Below are 18,283 nucleotides of genomic sequence, written 5' to 3' on the forward strand. Positions count from 1 at the left end.
TCGTCGCTATCCCAAGAGATTGTATAGAAGGGCGTTCCTCGTTAGGAGAGTGCCCGGAAACGCAAAGCCAGCCGGGGGGTTATCACGGACCGCGCGCCATGCAAACAATCTTGAAAATCGGAACGCGCGGCAGCCCATTGGCTTTGGCCCAGGCGCACGAGACGCAGGCGCGGCTGATGGCCGCGCATGATCTGCCGGCGGCGGCATTCGAGGTCGTCGTCATTTCGACCAGCGGCGACCGCATCCAGGACCGTCCGCTGTCGGAGGCCGGCGGCAAGGGCCTGTTCACCAAGGAGATCGAGGAAGCGCTGCTGGCGGGTGCGATCGACATCGCCGTGCATTCGTCGAAGGACATGCCGACGCAACTGCCCGAGGGATTGGAACTCTCCGCCTTCCTGCCGCGCGAGGATGCGCGCGATGCCTTTGTCGGCAAGGCGGCCAAAACCATCGCCGATCTGCCCGAGGGAGCGAAGGTCGGCTCGTCGTCGCTCCGGCGCCAGGCGCTGATCCGCCGCATGCGGCCCGATCTCGACGTGGTGATGTTCCGCGGCAATGTGCAGACGCGGCTGCGCAAGCTTGAGGAAGGCGTCGCCGCCGGCACCATCCTGGCTTATGCCGGGCTGAAGCGGCTCGGGCTCGAGCATGTCGCCACAGACCTGATGCCGCTCGACATTTTTCCGCCCGCGCCTGGACAAGGTGCGATCGGCATCGAGACCCGCATCGGCGACCGCGAGGTCGAAAAGATGCTCGTGGCGATCCATGACGTGCCGACCGGGCAGGCGCTTGCCTGCGAACGCGCCTTCCTGGCGGCGCTTGACGGTTCCTGCCGCACACCCATCGCTGGCTATGCGGTGATCGAGGCCGGAATGCTCTCTTTCTCCGGACTGATCATCTCGCCCGACGGGACGCAATCGCACACGGTCGAACTGCGGGGGCCGGCGCAGGATGCGTCCCGCATCGGCGACGAGGCCGCGCGCTCGGTGCGGGTCAGCGCCGGCGAAAAGTTCTTCGACGGCTGGCTCTGACAATGCTTCGCGTCCTGGTGACGAGGCCTGAGCCGGGTGCATCGCAAACGGCGCGGCGGCTTCAGGACATGGGGCATCAGCCGATTCTCCTGCCTCTGACCGAAACGACGGCCTTGCCCGCCGATGCCGGACAGGTTCCAGCTGACGTCTCGGCGGTGGCGATCACCAGCGCCAATGCACTGCGCCATGCTTCGAAGGATCTGATCGCCAGGCTTGCTCGGTTGCCTTGCCATGCTGTCGGCAAGCGGACAGCGGAGGCCGCACGCAAGGCTGGATTCCTGTCGGTCAGCGAGGGGCCGGGCGACGCGGAGGCGTTGGCCGACGGCATTGCCGCCGCTCTTGCGGGCCAAGCAGTCGTCTATCTCTGCGGACGGGTAAGGTTTCCGCTGTTCGAGCAGAGGCTGGCGGCGGCCGGAATCCGGGTCCATGCCGTGGAGACATACGACACCCCGGCGATCGGTTACGCGGACGAGGCCATCCTGGCGCGGCTGTCGGCCCAGCCGGTCGATGCGGTGCTGCTCTATTCAGCCAAGGCAGCCGTGGCGATGCAAGACCTGACAAACCGGCCAGCTCTGCGGAAAGCCTTTGAAACGACGCGATTTTTCGCGCTTTCGGAACGCATCGCCGCTGCTTTCGGCGGTGCCGCCGGCAAGGCAATCCGCATCGCCGAACGGCCCGAGGAGGAGGCGCTGCTGGCACTGTTGCGGGCGCGGCGCTGAGCCCGCGTCATCACACCGCCCCTTTTCACCGCTTGGTGATGTGCTAGACCCTTTTTAGAACCATCATGCGCCGCCAGGCGTTGAGACGAAGCGAATTTTGCGGAGCCCAGGCATGGTCAAGACGCCGAAGATGCGACACTCGAAGAGCCGCCGCGAGCCGGTGACGATCGATCTCGAGCCCGGCGCCGTCTCGCGCATTGTCGATGAGGATGCCGCCGGGGAAACCGCCCGGAGCGACGAGGCGAAGGCCGAGGACGCGGTTGGCGCTCCTCCCGGGCCGGAGGTTTCGCAAGAGCCGGTGCATGCCGACCAGACCGACCTCGAGCCCTGGGAACACAGTGATTCCGCGGGACAGACGGCGGCGGATGCACAGGCGGAGGCGAAAGCCGGCGAACCGGAACTGCCTTACCCCGGCTCGGATAAGCCGTCCGGTCCTGGCAAGCCTTCCGATTACAATTTCGAGGACGCAACGGCCAAGACCGCGGACACCAGGGCGGCCGGCGCGAAAACCGACGCAAGGAGCGAACCAATGGCAGCGCAGCCGAAGCGTGGCGGCGTCAACGGCATCGCCGCCGGCATCATTGGCGGCGTCATCGCGCTGGTCGGCGCCGGCGGGCTGCAATTCGCCGGCCTGCTCGGCGCGCCGGGTTCCGGCGCCGGTGTCTCGCTGGATGGCGTCAACGGCGAGATCGCCTCGCTGAAGGGTGAAATCGCCAGCCTGAAGGAAGCGGGCGGCAACAACGGCGCCGCGGCCAGGGTCGATGGACTTTCGGCGGCGCTGGACCAGGTCAAAAGCGATGTCACGGCCCTGAAATCGGCCCTCCAGCAGGGCGGCGCGGGCGACACTGCCGGGCTTGCCGCGCTCGGCGACAAGGTCAAGCAGATCGAGACAGCGGTCGACGCCCTCGGCAAGGCCGCCAGCACGGCGCCGGTCGATCTTGGGCCGCTCAACGAAAAACTCGCCGGTCTCGATGCGCTGGTGAAATCGGCCGGCGACGCGGCGAAGGCGCAGGACGGTCGGCTCGCGGCGCTGGAACAGTCGGTGTCGCAGCTTTCCGGCAAGGTCGACGCGCAGGCATCGCAGCCCAAGATCGCGCTCGCCATCGCCGCTTCGGCGCTGAAGGCAGCACTCGACCGCGGCGCGCCGTTCTCGGCCGAACTCGACACGCTGGCGGCGATATCGCCCAACGCGCCTGAACTCGCGACCTTGCGGTCCTATGCCGAGAAGGGCGTACCGACCCGCACCGAGATCGCCTCGCAGATGGACGCCGCCGCCAATGCCATGGTGGCAGCCGCGACGCCGGTCGACCAGAATGCCGGCTTCCTGCAGAACCTGATGGCGAGCGCCGAATCGCTGGTCAAGGTCCGGCCGATCGGCGCCGTCGAGGGCGCCGGCGCGCCGGAAACCGTGGCGCGCATGGAAGTGGCGGTCAATCAGGGCGACTATGCCAAGGCGCTGAGCGAATACAATTCGCTGCCCGAGGCCGCGAAGGCCGCCGGAGCAGACTTTGCCGGCAAACTGAAGGCGCGCATCGAGGTCGAGACCCAGGTCGACGCCCTGATCTCCGGCGCGATGAAGGCATGAGGGCCAAACGATGATCCGCCTGCTTGCTTTCCTCATCGTCGTCTTCGCGCTCGGACTGGGCTTTGCCTGGCTGGCCGACCGGCCGGGCGACATGGTCGTCACCTTCAGCGGCTACCAGTACCAGGTCAGCCTCATGGTTGCGGCGGTGGCCGTGGTTGCCGTCGTTGCCGCGGTGATGATCCTGTGGTGGCTGATCAAGTCGCTGTGGAACAGCCCCTATACGATCTCGCGCTATTTCCGCGTGCGCCGCCGCGACCGTGGCTACCAGGCGCTGTCGACCGGCATGATCGCCGCCGGCGCGGGTGACGGGGCGCTTGCCCGCAAGAAGACCAAGGAAGCCGCCAAGCTGATCCGCTCCGACCAGGAACCGCTGATCCATCTCCTGGAGGCGCAGGCATCGCTGCTGGAAGGCGACCATGAAGGCGCGCGGCAGAAATTCGAGAGCATGCTCGACGATCCTGAAATGCGGCTGCTCGGCCTGCGCGGGCTCTATCTCGAGGCCGAGCGCCTGGGTGACCGCAACGCGGCGCGCCACTATGCCGGGCGGGCCGCCGCCGTGGCGCCGCAGCTGGCCTGGGCCGCCGAATCGACGCTGGAGGAATTGACGGCGCGCGGCGACTGGGACGGTGCCCTCAAACTGGTCGATGCGCAGAAGTCGACACGGCAGATCGAGCGTGACGCGGCCAGCCGCCGCCGGGCGGTGCTTCTGACCGCCAAGGCGCAATCGCTGGCCGACAGCGATCCCGCCGCCGCAAGGACGGCGGCCCTCGAAGCCAACAAGCTGCGCCCCGATTTTGCCCCCGCCGCCGTTGCCGCCGCCGCCGGGCTGTTCAAGCAGAACGATGTTCGCAAGGGATCGAAGATCCTCGAGACCGCGTGGCGGGCGGAGCCGCATCCGGAAATATCGGAGCTCTACACCCATGCGCGGCCGGGTGATGCCGTGCTCGACCGGCTCAACCGGGCCAAGAAGCTGCAGGAGATGAAGAAGAACCATGCCGAATCGTCGATGACGGTGGCGCGCGCCGCTCTCGACGCGCAGGATTTCTCGACCGCCCGCCGCGAGGCCGAAGCCGCGATCCGCATGGACCGCCGCGAGGGCGCCTATCTGCTGCTGGCCGATATCGAGGAGGCCGAGACCGGCGACCAGGGCAAGGTGCGGCAGCTCCTGTCCAAGGCGGTGCGGGCGCCGCGCGATCCGGCCTGGGTCGCCGACGGCGTCGTGTCGGAACGCTGGGCGCCGGTATCGCCGGTCACCGGAAGGCTCGACGCTTTCGAATGGCGCGCGCCGGTGGAGCGGCTTGGCCGGCTGATCGACAGCCGTGACGATGCGCCTGACGTGACGGTGGCGGCCATCGAAGCGCCGGCAAGGCCGGTTCCGGAAAAGCCGGCCGACGTCATCGAGCACGCCGGCCATAGTAGCGAGGCGGGTGGCAAGGACGCTGGTGAAAAAGACGCTGGTAACAGGCAAGCCGGGGACGATCAGGTCGCCCCGGTCACGGCCGCCGCCTTCGCCGCGGTGCCGGCCGATGCCGAGGCGGTCGAGCCGGCCGAAGAGTTGACGCGCCTGCCCGATGATCCGGGCGTCGATCCGGAAGACGAAGCCGACAAGTCGCCGCGCCGGTTCCGGTTGTTTTGATGCTGGCTGATCCTCTGGCCGTTTGGGAATGAATTGATGTTCGATCGGGTTTTGTCGTTTCTCAGGGATTTGCCGGCCGGCGCTGGCAGACATGCCAGCACGGATGATCCGCGCGTCGCGGCTTCGGCGCTGCTCTACCATGTCATGAACGCCGACGGCGTGCGCCAGGATGTCGAGTGGGAGCGGTTCAAGGCGGTGCTGGCGGAGAGCTATTCGGTCAGCGGCGCCGAGCTCGAAGCACTCGCGGCCGCCGGCGAACGGGCCGACAATGAGGCGATCGACCTCTATGCCTTCACCAGCGTGCTCAAGCGCCATCTCGACGCCGAGGGGCGCAAGGCTTTCATCGGCCTGATGTGGGAGATCGTCTATGCCGATGGCGAGCTGCACGAGCTGGAGGACAATACGGTGTGGCGCGTCGCCGAACTGATCGGCGTCGAGCGCCACGACAGGGTCGAGGCGCGCCGCAAGGCGGCGGCGCAGGCGCCGGGCGCGCGTGGAACGTCAAGCGACGAATAGACCAGCGACGAATAGACGGGATCCCGCCTGCCGATGCCGCGCACGACGAGTTCGAAGCCCAAGATCCTGATCGTTCTGCATCAGGAGAATTCGAGCCCCGGACGCGTCGGCCACATGCTCATCGAAGAGGGCTTCGAGCTCGATATCAGGCGTCCGGCACTGGGCGACGCCTTGCCCGAAACGCTGGACGGCCATGCCGGCACGGTGGTGTTCGGCGGCCCGATGAGCGCCAACGACCAGGACGAATTCGTCCGCCGCGAGACCGACTGGCTGGAAATTCCGCTCCGCGAGAACCGGCCGCTGCTCGGCATCTGCCTGGGAGCGCAGATGCTGGTCAATCATCTGGGCGGCAAGGTCGAGGGCCATGGCGAGGGGCTGGTCGAGATCGGCTGGTACCCGCTCAAGGCGACCGAGGCTGGCCGCAAGCTGATGCACTGGCCCGAAATGGTCTACCAGTTCCATCGCGAGGGCTTTTCGCTGCCGAGCGGCGCGACGCTGTTGGCGACGGCGGAAACCTATCCCAACCAGGCCTTCCGCTATGGCGACAATGCCTGGGGCATCCAGTTCCATGGCGAACTGACCATGGTGATGATGCACCGCTGGGTGGTGCGCGGCGCGCACCGCTTCGAACTGCCCGGCGCGCAGCCCGGCCGCGACCATCTCGGCGGCCGGCTGATCTGGGACATGCATCTGAAACGCTGGCTGGACGAGTTTTTGCGGATGGTGTTTGGCGGAGTGGTGTAGGGGCGGACTGTACCGGACGGGGCTTGCCCAAAAAGCAATCGCCGGGTAGGCGGAGCCTCTTGCGCCCCGTGTATATCGGTCGGACAAAATCTGCCTCCACCTGAAGTCAGACATACCACAACGCTATCGCGCTAGATTGATGTAGATCGTTAACTCGCCGAGAGTTAGCTCACATTGGTGAGGACGTGCCACGAACCACTCCACCAAACTAGGAGTATAAAATTCCCCGAAAAAATAGCATCATAACCGTCGGGCTGTCAGATTCGAGGACCTCTCGTGAATACATCTGAAAAAGGTGACGATCTAGAAGCTAGCTTCTACGAATATCTTGTCGAACAAAAAAATAACGGCGAGCTTCTCTATGGGCTTTATTCACCCGAGAATTGTACAATTTTCAGGAAAAAGGGTATTTTTGTAAGGAGCGAGGGGCAGACGTTCAATTTGATATTGTCATAGAGATTTCTCAGAGGGGGCGAAATAAGCCGTTTTCCTATATTGTTTTCGAGTGCAAGAACTATGAAGGCGGCATTCCCGAGACGTGCGTAACCGATTTCTCGGACAAACTTACGCGAATATTTCGGCATGCAGCTAAAGGCGTTCTAGTCGTATCTTCACGATTGCAATCGGGTGCTGATAGCATCGCCCGGAGCAGAGCCATGGGGATCGTGAAATATGATCAGTCAGGACTCGAAGTTGTAGCTGACCGCAGCATCCGTTATTGCTTAGAGGGCCGTTTCGTAAAGTCGCAAATTTTCCAAAGCGAACGCCCTGTCAAATCTCTGAAATTCTCAGCTTTTCATGACGGAAAGTTCTTCGGCACCATCAATCATTTTTTTCGTAGCCTTCAACCAGGGCCAGCATTGAATGTTGAAGTTGAGGATAAATCAGCCAGAGTTTCTGTGCCATATCTTTCCGCTGAATATATAGAAAAATCGGCCGGCGAGATGCTGGAGAAGGTCGGCTACGAACTTGGCTCAGTCGACCTCCAAAGAATTTGCTCAATTCTTCACATAGACCTAAAATTTAGCGAGCAGGTGATTGAGAACGAGGAAGGAAAACAGGTACTCGGTTCAGCAAATTTTGATCGGAAATCAATCCAGATAAATTTCCATGCGGACAAGAACCGAGAGCGCTTTACACTAGGGCACGAGATTGGCCATTTTTGCTTGAAGCATGATACTTACCTACGATCAGAGACAATTGTTGAGAGGGACCTTTTTATCAACACAGAGAGCGAGGGCATTTTTGACTATGAACGCCTTGAATTTCAGGCCAATTACTTCTCTTCCAACATTATTCTGCCCAATCACGTATTTTGCGTCGCGGTTAATGTAGCCCGACAAAAATTCGACATCCGAGATCGAGGACATGGCTACATATTTGTCGATGATCAGCCGTGCAATTTTGTTCCTTATAACCAATTGCTGCAGGAACTATCATCATATTTTGGAGTCTCGAGACGTGTGGTCGAGATAAAATTGAGAACCATGGGCTTTCTCATTGATCAAAGAATGAGTCGCCAGCCATCGTCGACTGCGCGGCTGGTGAAAGGTACTATTAGACTTGGCCGCTAAATACTCATCGAAAGCCGTAAACAGGCATGCGCCCAAGACACTCGGATAACCGCACTGTGCGCTAGGTCGATTACATAGGGAGTTACGAGGCAGCGCTCTCCTAAACGAAGGCGACGATCACTTGGAAGAACGTCATTGCGGTGGGGACGAAAAGCAACAAGATACCGAGAGAGTATGAAATAAGTGCGGCCGTCCTGCTTCCCAGACGCGAGACATTGAGGAGCCGATAGAGCTCTCCCATTGGATCTGCCAAGGTACCCGGATCGACCTTGCTTCTTCCCTCATCGTATTTGAAATTGGCCGCGTCGTGAGCGAGAGGCTCGGCCTCGGTCCCCAACTCGATCAATCTCAGCAGATATTCGAGATTTCGCGGCTGACAGAAATAGGCCTTCTCAGCGTCGAAAAAGGCGGCCGCCGAATCGTACTTCTTAATCAGCGCTGGGCATCTCAAGCTGTACAGCGCCGCACCTACCGCGATCGAACAGGACCCGAGATATAGGAGAAAGAGCCGAAGCGATGGAACACATTCAGCCGGCTGGCAAAAGTCGCTGTGTAACCTGAGAAACTTCGCAATCTCCGCGTTGAAGAGCAGGAGATACCCGACCAGCGGCACCGCAATGGTAGCTTTAGCAACGGGCGAATTTCCCAATCGTCGAAGAACGCTCCACCTGGACTGGTGATCCAGCAATGCAATTTTAGCCATTCCGCGTGCCGTCCTCCGGATTTAATCATCACTGCCGCGAATCGAAATAGCTAAAATCGACCAATATGACCCGACCGAAATTTGTTCTGGTATTGTACTCGACCCAAAATCCAGAAGAAAGCCGCTAAGTTCTGCACCGTCGAGGATCAGTGTAAGTTGAGAGACGATCAAGAATCAGCAAATTGATAAATAACGCATTTTCAGAATTAGAACTATTCCACGCAAAACCGCCCATTCAAATGCCGAACCTTGCGCAGCGCCGGGAACAGATACGCCCAACAGCCCCGCCACGGCCACAGCCCCGATCCCTCCAACCACACCGGCCGGAACCGTGCCGATCAGCGCCGCCATGGTGCCGGCGCGGAATTCGCCGACGGAGGCGCCTACGAAGACTTGGTTTACGGCGTTGACGCGGCCGCGCGCTTCGTTCGGCGTCCTTAGCTGGATCAGCGTTCCCGGATGTAGACGCTGAATATGTCGGTGGCGCCAAGCGTCATAGGCTGGCCTCCTGTTGCGGCGATCCTGTCGCAAGCGGGGCGACACCGCAAGGGAATTGGCTCTCCCGCGCACAGCCTGTAAGCCGGCGTGCAAAACCCGACATTCAGCAGCCGGCCCCAACTCAGATATTATCTTGACCGGGCCGTTTGGCCGGCCGATCCCATCAGCTGGCTTCGGCGCAGCCTGGTCCGCTTGATCACCGAATCCGGCGGCCGATCAATTCCGCCCGTTCAAGTGCCGCACCTTGCGCAGTGCCGGGAACAGCCAGGCCCACAGCCCCGCGACCGCGACGGCGCCGATACCGCCGACCACCACCGCCGGAACCGTGCCGATCAGTGCCGCCATCGTGCCGGCGCGAAACTCGCCGACCTCGTTGGAGGCACCGACGAAGACCTGGTTGACGGCGTTGACGCGGCCGCGCACTTCGTCCGGGGTCCACAGCTGGATCAGCGTTTCCCTGATATAGACGCTGAACATGTCGGTGGCGCCGAGCAGGGCGAGTGCCGCGATCGACAGCCAGGTCAGGGTGGAGAGGCCGAACAGCACGGTACAGGCCCCGAACGCGGCCACGAAGCTCAGCATGATCTTGCCGGCATGATCGCGGATCGGGTGGCCGGCCAGCCAGACCGCCACGCAGATGGCGCCGATGCCGGGCGCGGAGCGCAGCAGGCCGAGGCCCCAGGGGCTGAGCTGCAGGATGTCGCGCGCATAGACGGGCAGCAGCGCCGAGGCGCCGGAGAGAAGCACGGCGAAGAGATCGAGCGAGATGGCGCCGAGAACGATCTTCTCGCTCCAGATGTAGCGGAATCCGGCAAACAGGGTTTCCATCGTCGGCTTGTCGGTGGCCGTCTGCTGGGCGGGCCTGGGAATGGTGAAGATCAAAAGCGCCGCCACCAGCATCAGGATGGCCGCCGTCGCATAGGCGACCTCCGGCGAAACACCGTAGAGCAGGCCGCCGGCGACGGGGCCGATGATCGTTGCCGTCTGCCAGGCCGACGAATTCCAGGCGATCGCGTTGGCGAAGTCTTCCGGCGGAACGAGGTTGGCGAACAGCGAAGACGACGCGGGACCATAGAAGGCACGGGCGATGCCGAACAGGACCAGCACCATGAAGATCGGCAGCGGGCTGGTCAGCCCGCGCAGCGTCAGCATCAGCAGGGCCAGCGCGCAAGCGCCTTCGACCAGTGTCGACAGGGTCATGATCAGCCGGCGCCCGAACCGGTCGGCGACGACGCCTGTCACCAGCACCAGGAGCAGCGAAGGCAGGAACTGGACGATGCCGACAATGCCGAGATCGAAGGGATCGCGCGTCAGGTCGTAGACCTGCCAGCCGACGGCGACCGAGACGATCATCGTGGCGAAGGTGGTGAGGAAACGCGCCGCCCAGTAGCTGAGGAAGGCTTTGTGCCGGAACGCGGCGTAGCGCTGTTCCGGCGAAGTTTGTTCGACTGTCATGGAAAAAGGCCCCGATGCGCTGGCCGGCGGGGCACTTCCCGAACGGGCGCTGTTCCGGCCAATGAAACTTGATCAAGTTCGGCGCGCATATGCGTCAGAATGCGGCCGGGATCAAGCGCCTTTCACCGCGCACCGACGACCGCACGAGGAAGTTACCGGCGCAGCGCGGCCGAAATGGCGTCCAGTCCGCCCCTCAGCTCGGCCTCGGTCGGCCAGCCGAAGCCGACGCGGAAGAAGCGCTTTTCCATCTCGAACCAGTGGCCGGGACCGACATAGGTGCCGTGGTTCTCCAGCAGCTCGACATAGAACCGGTCGAGGTCGAAGCCGGGCTCGACATTGAGGCGCGGGAAGCCGACGACACCGCCTTCCGGCCGGACCCAGTCGACCAACGGCTCCTTGTCGATCCAGGCCTGGACGATATCGCGACGTTTCGCCATTTCGGGCAGCAAGGTCGCCAGGAACGCGTCGCGCCGCTCAAGCATGCCGCGCGCGATGCCCTCGTCGATGACGCTGCCGCAGATGCCGATCTGCTCCTTGGCGGCGAGGAAGGTCTCCTGGAGCTGCGCGTCGCAGGTGATGAGCCAGCCGATGCGGATGCCGGGGATGCCGAAGGCCTTCGACAGCGACGAGACGCTGATCGCCTTAGGGCTGAGCGATGCCGCCGATGGCAGGCGCCTGCCATAGGAAAGGTCGCGATAGGTCTCGTCGACCAGCAGATGACAGCCGTGGCTTTCAGCCAGCGCCACCAGCGCGTCGAGGTCGGTGCGCGACATCATCGTGCCGGTCGGGTTGTGCGGGCAGGTGACGCTGATCAGCCGGGTGTTAGGCCGGATCGCGGCCTTGACGGCTTCGACATCGATCGCGAAACCGGTCTCGAAGCCGAGATCGACGAAGCTGATGGCGCAGCCGATCGCCCGCGGGGTTTCGATGTTGGTGGCGTAATTGGGCCTGATGACGACGAGATGATCGCTCGCCGACAGCAGCGAGGTCGAGATGATGAACAGCGCGCCGGCGGCGCCCGCGGTGACAAGCACATCGTCCGGCGAGATGCCGGCATCCTGCGCCGCGACCAGCGCGCGCAATTCCTTGTCGCCACGGTGCTCGCCATAGAACAGCGTCAGGTCGGGTACGGACAGGCCGATGTCGGAGAGTTTCTGGTCGGCGATCGAGCTTTCCGAAAGATTGTAGCGGATACGGTCGTAGCCGTATTCCTCCGGCGCCTCTTTCTCGATGACCATCCTGGTGTAGTTCATGGCTTCCCCCTCAAAGAACTTCCAAGGTTCATCCAAGCCACAAAAACACGAAGCCTGCCAAGGCGGTTTCGCCGGCAGGCTTCTATTCCAGTCGTTCTAATTGTTGGCTCAGCGTCGACCGCTCAGGCCGAGACCTTGGCCTTCCGGCCCTTGGCCTTGGCGGGCGCCGGCTCGACGGCCTTGCGGCCGAGGCCGATCGACTTCGCCAGCTCCGAACGCGAGGCTGCGTAGTTGGGGGCGACCATCGGGTAGTCCGACGGCAAGCCCCATTTGGCGCGGTAGGCGTCCGGCGTCAGGCCGAAATGGACGCCCAGATGACGCTTCAGCGATTTGAATTTCTTGCCGTCCTCGAGGCAGATGATGAAATCCGGCGTCACCGACTTCTTGGGGTTGACCGCAGGCACCAGCGGTTCGGCGACCGGGACAGCCGGCTTGCCGAGGCCACCGATCGAGGTGGCGACGCTGGCGATCAGATCCGCAAGGCCGGAGGCGGGCAAGCGATTCTTCTCGACGTAAGCGGATACGATATGGGCGGTCAGCTCCAGAAGGTCGATGTCCTTGCGGGCTTCGTTGCTATCGTCGGTCAAATCTATTTCCTCCGTCTATGACGCGTGGCTTCGAAAATCGGGATCGTTTTCGAAGCGCCGCCGCCCCAATTCAAAGTGCTGGAGCGGCTCTCACGTGTGCCTTGGGCGCGTTGCAGTGTAATTTTGACGAAATTCGTAGTCGGCAAATCTGGGCGGCGCAATCACTGATGTGGCGCCACACGGTATTTTGAACAACTATACTAAACTGTAATAATATCAGACGATCAGCGCCTTGTCTCGCCACAGACGAAATCCGCCTTCGAAGGCGCGTGTGTTGTCACCGCGCCTGGATCCGGCGGGCAGTTCGTCGAGCTTGTCGACATTGCCGCCGCCGATGACGATATAGTCGGGCTGCAAGGCGGCGCGCAGCCGCTCGGCGACGTCGAAGACATATTTGCGCCACTTCTTCTTGCCGCGTTTTTCCAGTCCGCGCTCGCCGACATAGTCCTCGAAGCTCGCACCCTTCCTGTAGGGAAGATGGGCCAGCTCCATCGGCTGGCCGACATTGTCGAGCACCATCGCGGCGCCCAGCCCCGTCCCCAGCCCGAGAAACAGCATGCGGCCGCCCTCGTAGCTGCCGATGGCCTGCATCAGCGCGTCATTGACCACCTTGACCGGTTTGCCGAATTCGGCGGCGAAGTCGAAGCCGGCCCAGCCCTTGCCGAGGTTCATGGGGTCGCGCGTCGGCTTGTTCTGGCGCACCGGGCCTGGATAACCCATCGAGACGACATCGTAGGACAGGCCCTCGGCGAGCGCCTTCACCTTGTCGATCATCTGCCTCGGCGTCAGGCCGGGGCCGGAATCGGCCCGGCGCTCTGCTCCGCCGGCGCTGGTGAGGATCTTGACGTGCGAGCCGCCAATGTCGATCGCCAGCACGACCTTTTCCGGACCGGATGCCGTCTTCTTCACCGCCTTGGCCATTGCGTCCCTCCGTTGATGCCATCCGGGCGTTCATGCCACCGGGTCGATCCAGCCATTGGGCGGGCCGAAGCCGGCCATGGCGTCCGCCGGCCCCCAGGTCTTTGGCTCGTAGATGTGTGGCGGCGTGGTGTCGCCGAGCACCGGGCCGACGATGCGCCAGGCGAGTTCGGCGGCGTCCTGCCGGGTGAAGAGCTGGCCGTTGCCGTTCATGGCGTCGCCGATCAGCCGCTCATAGGGCGGCATGTCGCCCTTCGAGTCGTCCAGCGCGGTGAGTTCCACCTGCTCGCCGATCATGTCGTCGCCGGGCGCCTTGCGCTGGGCGCCGATGGCGATCATCACCTGCGGGTCGATGCGGAAGCGCACGTAGTTGTGGTCGGCGGGCTTGATCGGGTCGAAGACGTCAAGCGGCGGCCGCTTCAGCCGCACCACCACTTCCGTGACATGCACCGGCATGTTCTTGCCGGCGCGGATGAAGAACGGCACGTCCTGCCAGCGCCAGGTGTCGACGAAGAAACGCACCGCAGCAAAAGTCTCGACGGGCGAATTCGGCTTCACGCCGGGCTCGGCGAGATAGCCGGTGAACTGGCCGCGCACGACGTCATCCTTGGTCAGGGTCCGGATCGCCCGGAGCACCTGCACCTTCTCGTCGATCAGGTCGTCGGCGGAGCGGCCGACCGGCGGCTCCATGGCGAGCAGCAGGAGGATGTTGAGCAGATGGTTCTCGATGACATCGCGGATGCAGCCGACATCGTCATAGAACTTGCCGCGCCCTTCGACGCCGAAATCCTCGGCCATGGTGATCTGCACGCTCTCGACGAAATTGCGGTTCCAGATCGGTTCGAGGAAGGAATTGGCAAAGCGGAAATAGAGCAGGTTCTGGATCGCTTCCTTGCCGAGATAGTGGTCGATGCGGAAGATCGACTGTTCGTCGAACACCAGGTGCAGCACCCGGTTCAGCCAGCGCGCCGATTGCAGGTCGTGGCCAAAGGGCTTTTCCACCATCAGCCTTGCGCCATGCGCGGTGCCGGATTGCTCCAGCCCCTGCACGACGGTCTCGAACATGGTCGGCGGCACCGCCATGTAGTGCAGGGGCCGCTGCGCGCTTCCCAGCGCGGTCTTCAACTTCTCGAAAGTGGCTGGGTCGCGGTAATCGCCGCTGACATAACGCAGCTGCGAGGCGAGCTTTGCGAACACTTTCTCGTCGACCTGGCCAAGCGCATTGACGATGCCGTCGCGGGCGCGGTCCTGCAGTTGTTTCAGGTCCCAGGCGTCGAAGGCGACGCCGATCACCGGCTCGGTGAGCGTGCCCTTGGCGACCATCTGGTAGAGGGCCGGAAATATCTTCTTGTGGGCGAGGTCGCCGGTCGCTCCGAAGAGCACCAGCGTGTCGGACCGTTCCTGGCTCATGCTTGCGTCTCCCGCTGTGGCGTCACTGGCCGGCCTTGGGCTTCTCGACATGGCCGCCGAAGGCGTAGCGCATGGCGGACAGCAGCTTGTCGGCGAATTCGGATTCGCCCTGCGAGGAGAAGCGGTCGAACAGCGCCGAGGACAGGACCGGCGCCGGCACGCCGGTGTCGATCGCCGCCTTCAGCGTCCAGCGTCCTTCGCCGGAATCCGAGACGCGGCCGCCGAACTGGGCGAGACCCGGATCGCTCTTCAGCGCGCCGGCGGTCAGATCGAGCAGCCACGAGCCGATGACGCTGCCATGGCGCCAGACCTCGGCCACCTGAGGCAGGTCGATGTCGAACTGGTAGTATTGCGGGTTTTCCAGCGGGCTGGTCTCGGCGTCCGCCGTCCTTTGACGCTTGCCGGCATTGGCCGACTTCAGGATGTTCATGCCTTCGGCATAGGCGGCCATGACGCCGTATTCGATGCCGTTGTGAACCATCTTGACGAAATGGCCGGCGCCGCTCGGTCCACAATGCAGATAGCCATAGGGCGCGGTGCCGGCGGCCTTGTCCGGAGTGGGCGCGCCGGCGTCGAGGCCCGGCGCCAGCGTGGCGAAGACCGGATCGAGATGCCGGATCGCTTCATCGGGTCCGCCGATCATCAGGCAATAGCCGCGGTCGAGGCCCCAGACGCCGCCGCTGGTGCCGACATCGACATAGTGCAGGCCCTTGGCCGCTAGTTCGGCCGCCTGGTCGACGGCGTCGTGGTAGTAGGAATTGCCGCCGTCGATGATGATGTCGCCGGGTTCCATCAGCGCCGCGACCTGGTCGGCGATCTTGCCGGTGATCGCCGCCGGCAGCATCAGCCAGACGCAGCGCGGCTTGGCGAGTTTGCCGACGAACTCCTCCATCGAGGCGGCGCCAATGGCGCCGTCGGTCGCCAGCGCCGCGACGCTGGCCGGGTTGATGTCGTAGACGACGCATTCATGCTTGTCGCGCATCAGGCGGCGCACCATGTTGGCGCCCATCCGGCCCAGTCCCATCATTCCGATCTGCATGGTTTCGTCCCTGTTTCCTGAAAGAGTGCTGGATTTCCTGGAGAAAGGTCTACTGGCTGTCCCGGTCGCCTAATATGACGGAGAAGTCGACATTCTCCCAATCGCCGGTCCCGGGCCAGAAAAAAGTGAAGATCAGCGAGCTTCCGCTGGGGAGGCTGGTGACGGGCAGATCGACAAGATGGATGCCGAATGCGTTCTCCCGCGTCTTACTGTCGTGGGCGCTGGCCCAGTTGTCGGTGCTCCAATGAACCGTGGCGGCGGCCAGAAGCTCGATGCGCAATGCCTTGTCGGCAGGCAAGCCGCGGATCTTGTTGTTGAAGCGCCATATCCTGAAGGGCGACGTGGTGTTGTCCTCGACATAGCGCCTCACCCCTTGCGGCGGCATGTCGAAAACGGCGCCGTCGCGCAGTGAGCGCAAGAGCTTGATGTGCTCGGAATGGGCCCAGACCAGCGGCATGGCGCTGCCCGAGGGCCTGCCATGCAGCAATTCGCGGTCGGCCAGATCGGCGCCGTCCCAGACCTGCTCCGGCAGCAGGCCGCCGGGCTCGGCCGAACCTTCCAGCGCCGTAAGCAGACCGAGAGCGGCGTCCTTGCGGCCAGCCGCCAGTTCGTAATGGGCGCGTTCACCGGCCAGCAGGGGCCAGGGTCGTCCCTGGCCGGTGCCGTCGAAAGGGGCGCCGTCCTCGTGCTCGCCATAGCCGTCGCCGTCATAACGATACCAGAGCGGGCCCTGCGGCAGGTCGCGGCGCAACCGCGCATCGATGACCTTGACCGTGTTGGCGATGCGCGGATCATCGGCCGCCCTCAGGCCGAAGCGCACCAGCGCCAGCGCGTCCGGGCTGACGATTTCCTGCGCGGGCCGGTCTGCGTCGCCCGGCGGCCGGTTCTTGATCGGGACATAACCGTCCTTCGGCGATCCGGCCTCCGCGCTGTCGGGCGGCGCGATGCGGACATAGTAACCTTCGACACCCACGGCCTTGCAGACATCGGTGCCGGTGACATAGGTCCAGCGTTCGACCTGGTCGTTCCAGCAGTCGGCGGTCTCGCGCAGATAGGCCGCTTCCCCGCTCTTGCCGCAGGCGTCGAGTAGGTCGGCGCCGGCAAGCAGCGCGGCGATCTCTACCGAGAGCGTGAACGGGCTGAAGCCGGCATCCTCCTCCCAGCGGTCCTCGCCGGTGACGGGTCCGTTGCGCGTGACATAGCCGGCAGCCTTCTCGATCATCGGCTGGAAAGTCTTCAGTCTTGCGCGCGGCAAATGGCCGGCCCGATGCAAGGCATCGGCCAGCAGCAGAGGGAAGGCGCATTCATCCATCTGGATGCCGGGCCAGTAAGCCGACCCGTCGAGCCAGGCATTTTGCGGCCAGTGGCCGTCCGGCTGCTGGATGGAGCGCAGATATTCTAGGATCTGCAGCGCCGAGGCGGCATCGCCGGCGGCGAGAAAGCCGCCCGCCGTCTCGACAAGGTCGCGCGGCCAGACCAGATGGTAACCGCCGAGATCGTCATCGCCCTTGTTGAAGCCCCACGGGATCGACAGGCTGGCGACCGCCGCGCCTGGTGTCGCGACCGACCGGTGCGTCGCCAGGACCGCCGTGCTGGTCCGGTAGCTGTTGGTCCCGGGCCGGTCGAGAGGCTGCAGGCCGTGCTGCCATTTGCGCCAGTTGGCGACATAGGATTTCGCCGCTGGTTCGAAGCCTCGCTTCAAGCTGGCAAGGGCGTTGCCGGCGGCCTCGGCGGGCGTCGCGCCAAAGCCCAGAGCCAGCGAGGCCTTGTTGCTCGCAGGCGTGAAGCCGATCTCGCCGGTCAACGCGACATTGCCGTCCTCGGCGCGCTGGCAGGCGGGATCGAGCTTGCCAGTGTTGTGCAGCTGCTGCCAGCCGTCGGAGAAGCCGACATAGCCGGCCGAACAGTTGCCCCAGGGCAGCGACGAGGCAAGCGCCAGGCAAGTGCCTCGCCCCGAGGCGAAAAGCACCGTCTTGCCCTCGTGGTCGCCGACCCAGGCGGTGTTGCCCATGCCGGCATTGACCAGATGCGGCGCCAGAAGCACATGGACGCGGTAGTCGCCGGCGGAGCCCTTGAGCGGCGTGAAGGTGATCTCCTGCAGCAATGTCGGGCGGGCCGGGTCGGCGAGGATGCGCTTGTCGATCCGATAGACATCAGTCGTGTTTGTCAGCCTGTAGGCGGGCACCCCGGCCTCGAAGGGCTCGATCGCATGCGCGGCATCGCGCTTCTCTTCCGAGAAATAACCGTCTGGGCCGGTGACGATCAGGCCGAGGTCGCGGGTGCAGGCGCTGTCGAGGCGCGGATAGTAGATCTCGTTCAGGATGCCGTGGCTGATGGTGAACCAGAGCGGGCTTTTGGCTGAAAGCGCGGTTCCGACGCCGCTCTTGGCGCTTGATGTCCATCGCGCCGGAATCCCCGGGGCGCCCTGAGCAACCGTCGGCGTCACTGCCATGCATTGGCCTCCTGCCGCCGTTCCTAGACCAGGAGCGGACGGCTTTTCAATCGTCGCACCGCAAGTTGATCGCCGGTGCCGCAGCGTCAGCCGACGTTGACAGCGGTACCATCAAGCGGCCACTATTTCGAGAAGCTGGGAGGAATACGCAAAAAGGGTCACGCCGCAG

General features: G+C 63.6%; 15 protein-coding genes and 2 pseudogenes. 8 read left to right on the top strand and 9 right to left on the bottom strand.

Going from position 1 to position 18,283, the window contains the following annotated elements; translation table 11 throughout:
• Positions 1-98 precede the first annotated feature (98 nt).
• The 8 genes and pseudogenes from hemC (at position 99) to FFS37_RS08385 (ending at position 7,799) form a co-directional block, all read left to right on the top strand.
• Complete coding sequence (hemC, locus tag FFS37_RS08355) at positions 99-1,025, top strand: hydroxymethylbilane synthase (RefSeq protein ID WP_137930454.1); 927 nt, start codon at positions 99-101, stop codon at positions 1,023-1,025.
• Positions 1,026-1,027: 2 nt separating this feature from the next.
• Entirely contained in the window at positions 1,028-1,744 is a 717-nt protein-coding gene (locus FFS37_RS08360) for a uroporphyrinogen-III synthase (protein ID WP_137930455.1), read from the top strand.
• Between the two features lie 112 nt (positions 1,745-1,856).
• Positions 1,857-3,329, top strand: coding sequence for a COG4223 family protein (locus FFS37_RS08365; RefSeq protein WP_137930456.1), 1,473 nt, complete (start codon positions 1,857-1,859; stop codon positions 3,327-3,329).
• Between the two features lie 10 nt (positions 3,330-3,339).
• Positions 3,340-4,965: a heme biosynthesis protein HemY gene (locus tag FFS37_RS08370; protein ID WP_137930457.1), complete on the top strand. Its 1,626-nt coding sequence runs from the start codon at positions 3,340-3,342 to the stop codon at positions 4,963-4,965.
• 36 nt (positions 4,966-5,001) lie between these two features.
• Positions 5,002-5,481, top strand: coding sequence for a tellurite resistance TerB family protein (locus FFS37_RS08375; protein WP_137930458.1), 480 nt, complete (start codon positions 5,002-5,004; stop codon positions 5,479-5,481).
• A 33-nt stretch (positions 5,482-5,514) separates the two neighbouring features.
• Complete coding sequence (locus tag FFS37_RS08380; protein WP_137930459.1) at positions 5,515-6,225, top strand: glutamine amidotransferase; 711 nt, start codon at positions 5,515-5,517, stop codon at positions 6,223-6,225.
• 383 nt (positions 6,226-6,608) lie between these two features.
• Positions 6,609-6,818: pseudogene (locus FFS37_RS36135) on the top strand (ImmA/IrrE family metallo-endopeptidase); the annotation flags it as partial.
• Positions 6,819-6,881: 63 nt separating this feature from the next.
• Positions 6,882-7,799, top strand: coding sequence for an ImmA/IrrE family metallo-endopeptidase (locus FFS37_RS08385; RefSeq protein WP_232375604.1), 918 nt, complete (start codon positions 6,882-6,884; stop codon positions 7,797-7,799).
• Between the two features lie 100 nt (positions 7,800-7,899).
• On the opposite strand, the gene FFS37_RS08390 is transcribed toward FFS37_RS08385, so the two are convergent.
• The 9 genes and pseudogenes from FFS37_RS08390 to FFS37_RS08430 all read right to left on the bottom strand — a co-directional run bounded on the left by FFS37_RS08390 (position 7,900) and on the right by FFS37_RS08430 (position 18,114).
• Entirely contained in the window at positions 7,900-8,502 is a 603-nt protein-coding gene (locus FFS37_RS08390) for a hypothetical protein (protein ID WP_137930460.1), read from the bottom strand.
• 212 nt (positions 8,503-8,714) lie between these two features.
• Positions 8,715-8,993: pseudogene (locus tag FFS37_RS08395) on the bottom strand (MFS transporter); the annotation flags it as partial.
• Positions 8,994-9,216: 223 nt separating this feature from the next.
• Positions 9,217-10,455: an MFS transporter gene (locus FFS37_RS08400; RefSeq protein ID WP_137930461.1), complete on the bottom strand. Its 1,239-nt coding sequence runs from the start codon at positions 10,453-10,455 to the stop codon at positions 9,217-9,219.
• Between the two features lie 152 nt (positions 10,456-10,607).
• On the bottom strand, positions 10,608-11,708 hold the full coding sequence (locus FFS37_RS08405; protein ID WP_137930462.1) for an aminotransferase class I/II-fold pyridoxal phosphate-dependent enzyme: 1,101 nt from the start codon (positions 11,706-11,708) through the stop codon (positions 10,608-10,610).
• A gap of 122 nt (positions 11,709-11,830) precedes the next feature.
• Entirely contained in the window at positions 11,831-12,295 is a 465-nt protein-coding gene (locus tag FFS37_RS08410) for a MucR family transcriptional regulator (protein WP_137930463.1), read from the bottom strand.
• A 216-nt stretch (positions 12,296-12,511) separates the two neighbouring features.
• Positions 12,512-13,216, bottom strand: a complete 705-nt coding sequence (locus FFS37_RS08415) for an ROK family protein (protein WP_137930464.1) — start codon at positions 13,214-13,216, stop codon at positions 12,512-12,514.
• Positions 13,217-13,246: 30 nt separating this feature from the next.
• Positions 13,247-14,623, bottom strand: a complete 1,377-nt coding sequence (gene zwf, locus FFS37_RS08420) for a glucose-6-phosphate dehydrogenase (protein ID WP_137930465.1) — start codon at positions 14,621-14,623, stop codon at positions 13,247-13,249.
• A gap of 22 nt (positions 14,624-14,645) precedes the next feature.
• Entirely contained in the window at positions 14,646-15,662 is a 1,017-nt protein-coding gene (gnd, locus tag FFS37_RS08425; RefSeq protein WP_137930466.1) for a phosphogluconate dehydrogenase (NAD(+)-dependent, decarboxylating), read from the bottom strand.
• 49 nt (positions 15,663-15,711) lie between these two features.
• Positions 15,712-18,114 carry a glucan 1,4-alpha-glucosidase gene (locus tag FFS37_RS08430; RefSeq protein WP_137930467.1) on the bottom strand — a complete coding sequence of 801 codons (2,403 nt, stop codon included), beginning with the start codon at positions 18,112-18,114 and terminating at the stop codon, positions 15,712-15,714.
• Positions 18,115-18,283 lie beyond the last annotated feature (169 nt).

Origin of the sequence: Mesorhizobium comanense, assembly GCF_005503535.1 — a bacterium.
Lineage (GTDB): Bacteria > Pseudomonadota > Alphaproteobacteria > Rhizobiales > Rhizobiaceae > Mesorhizobium > Mesorhizobium comanense.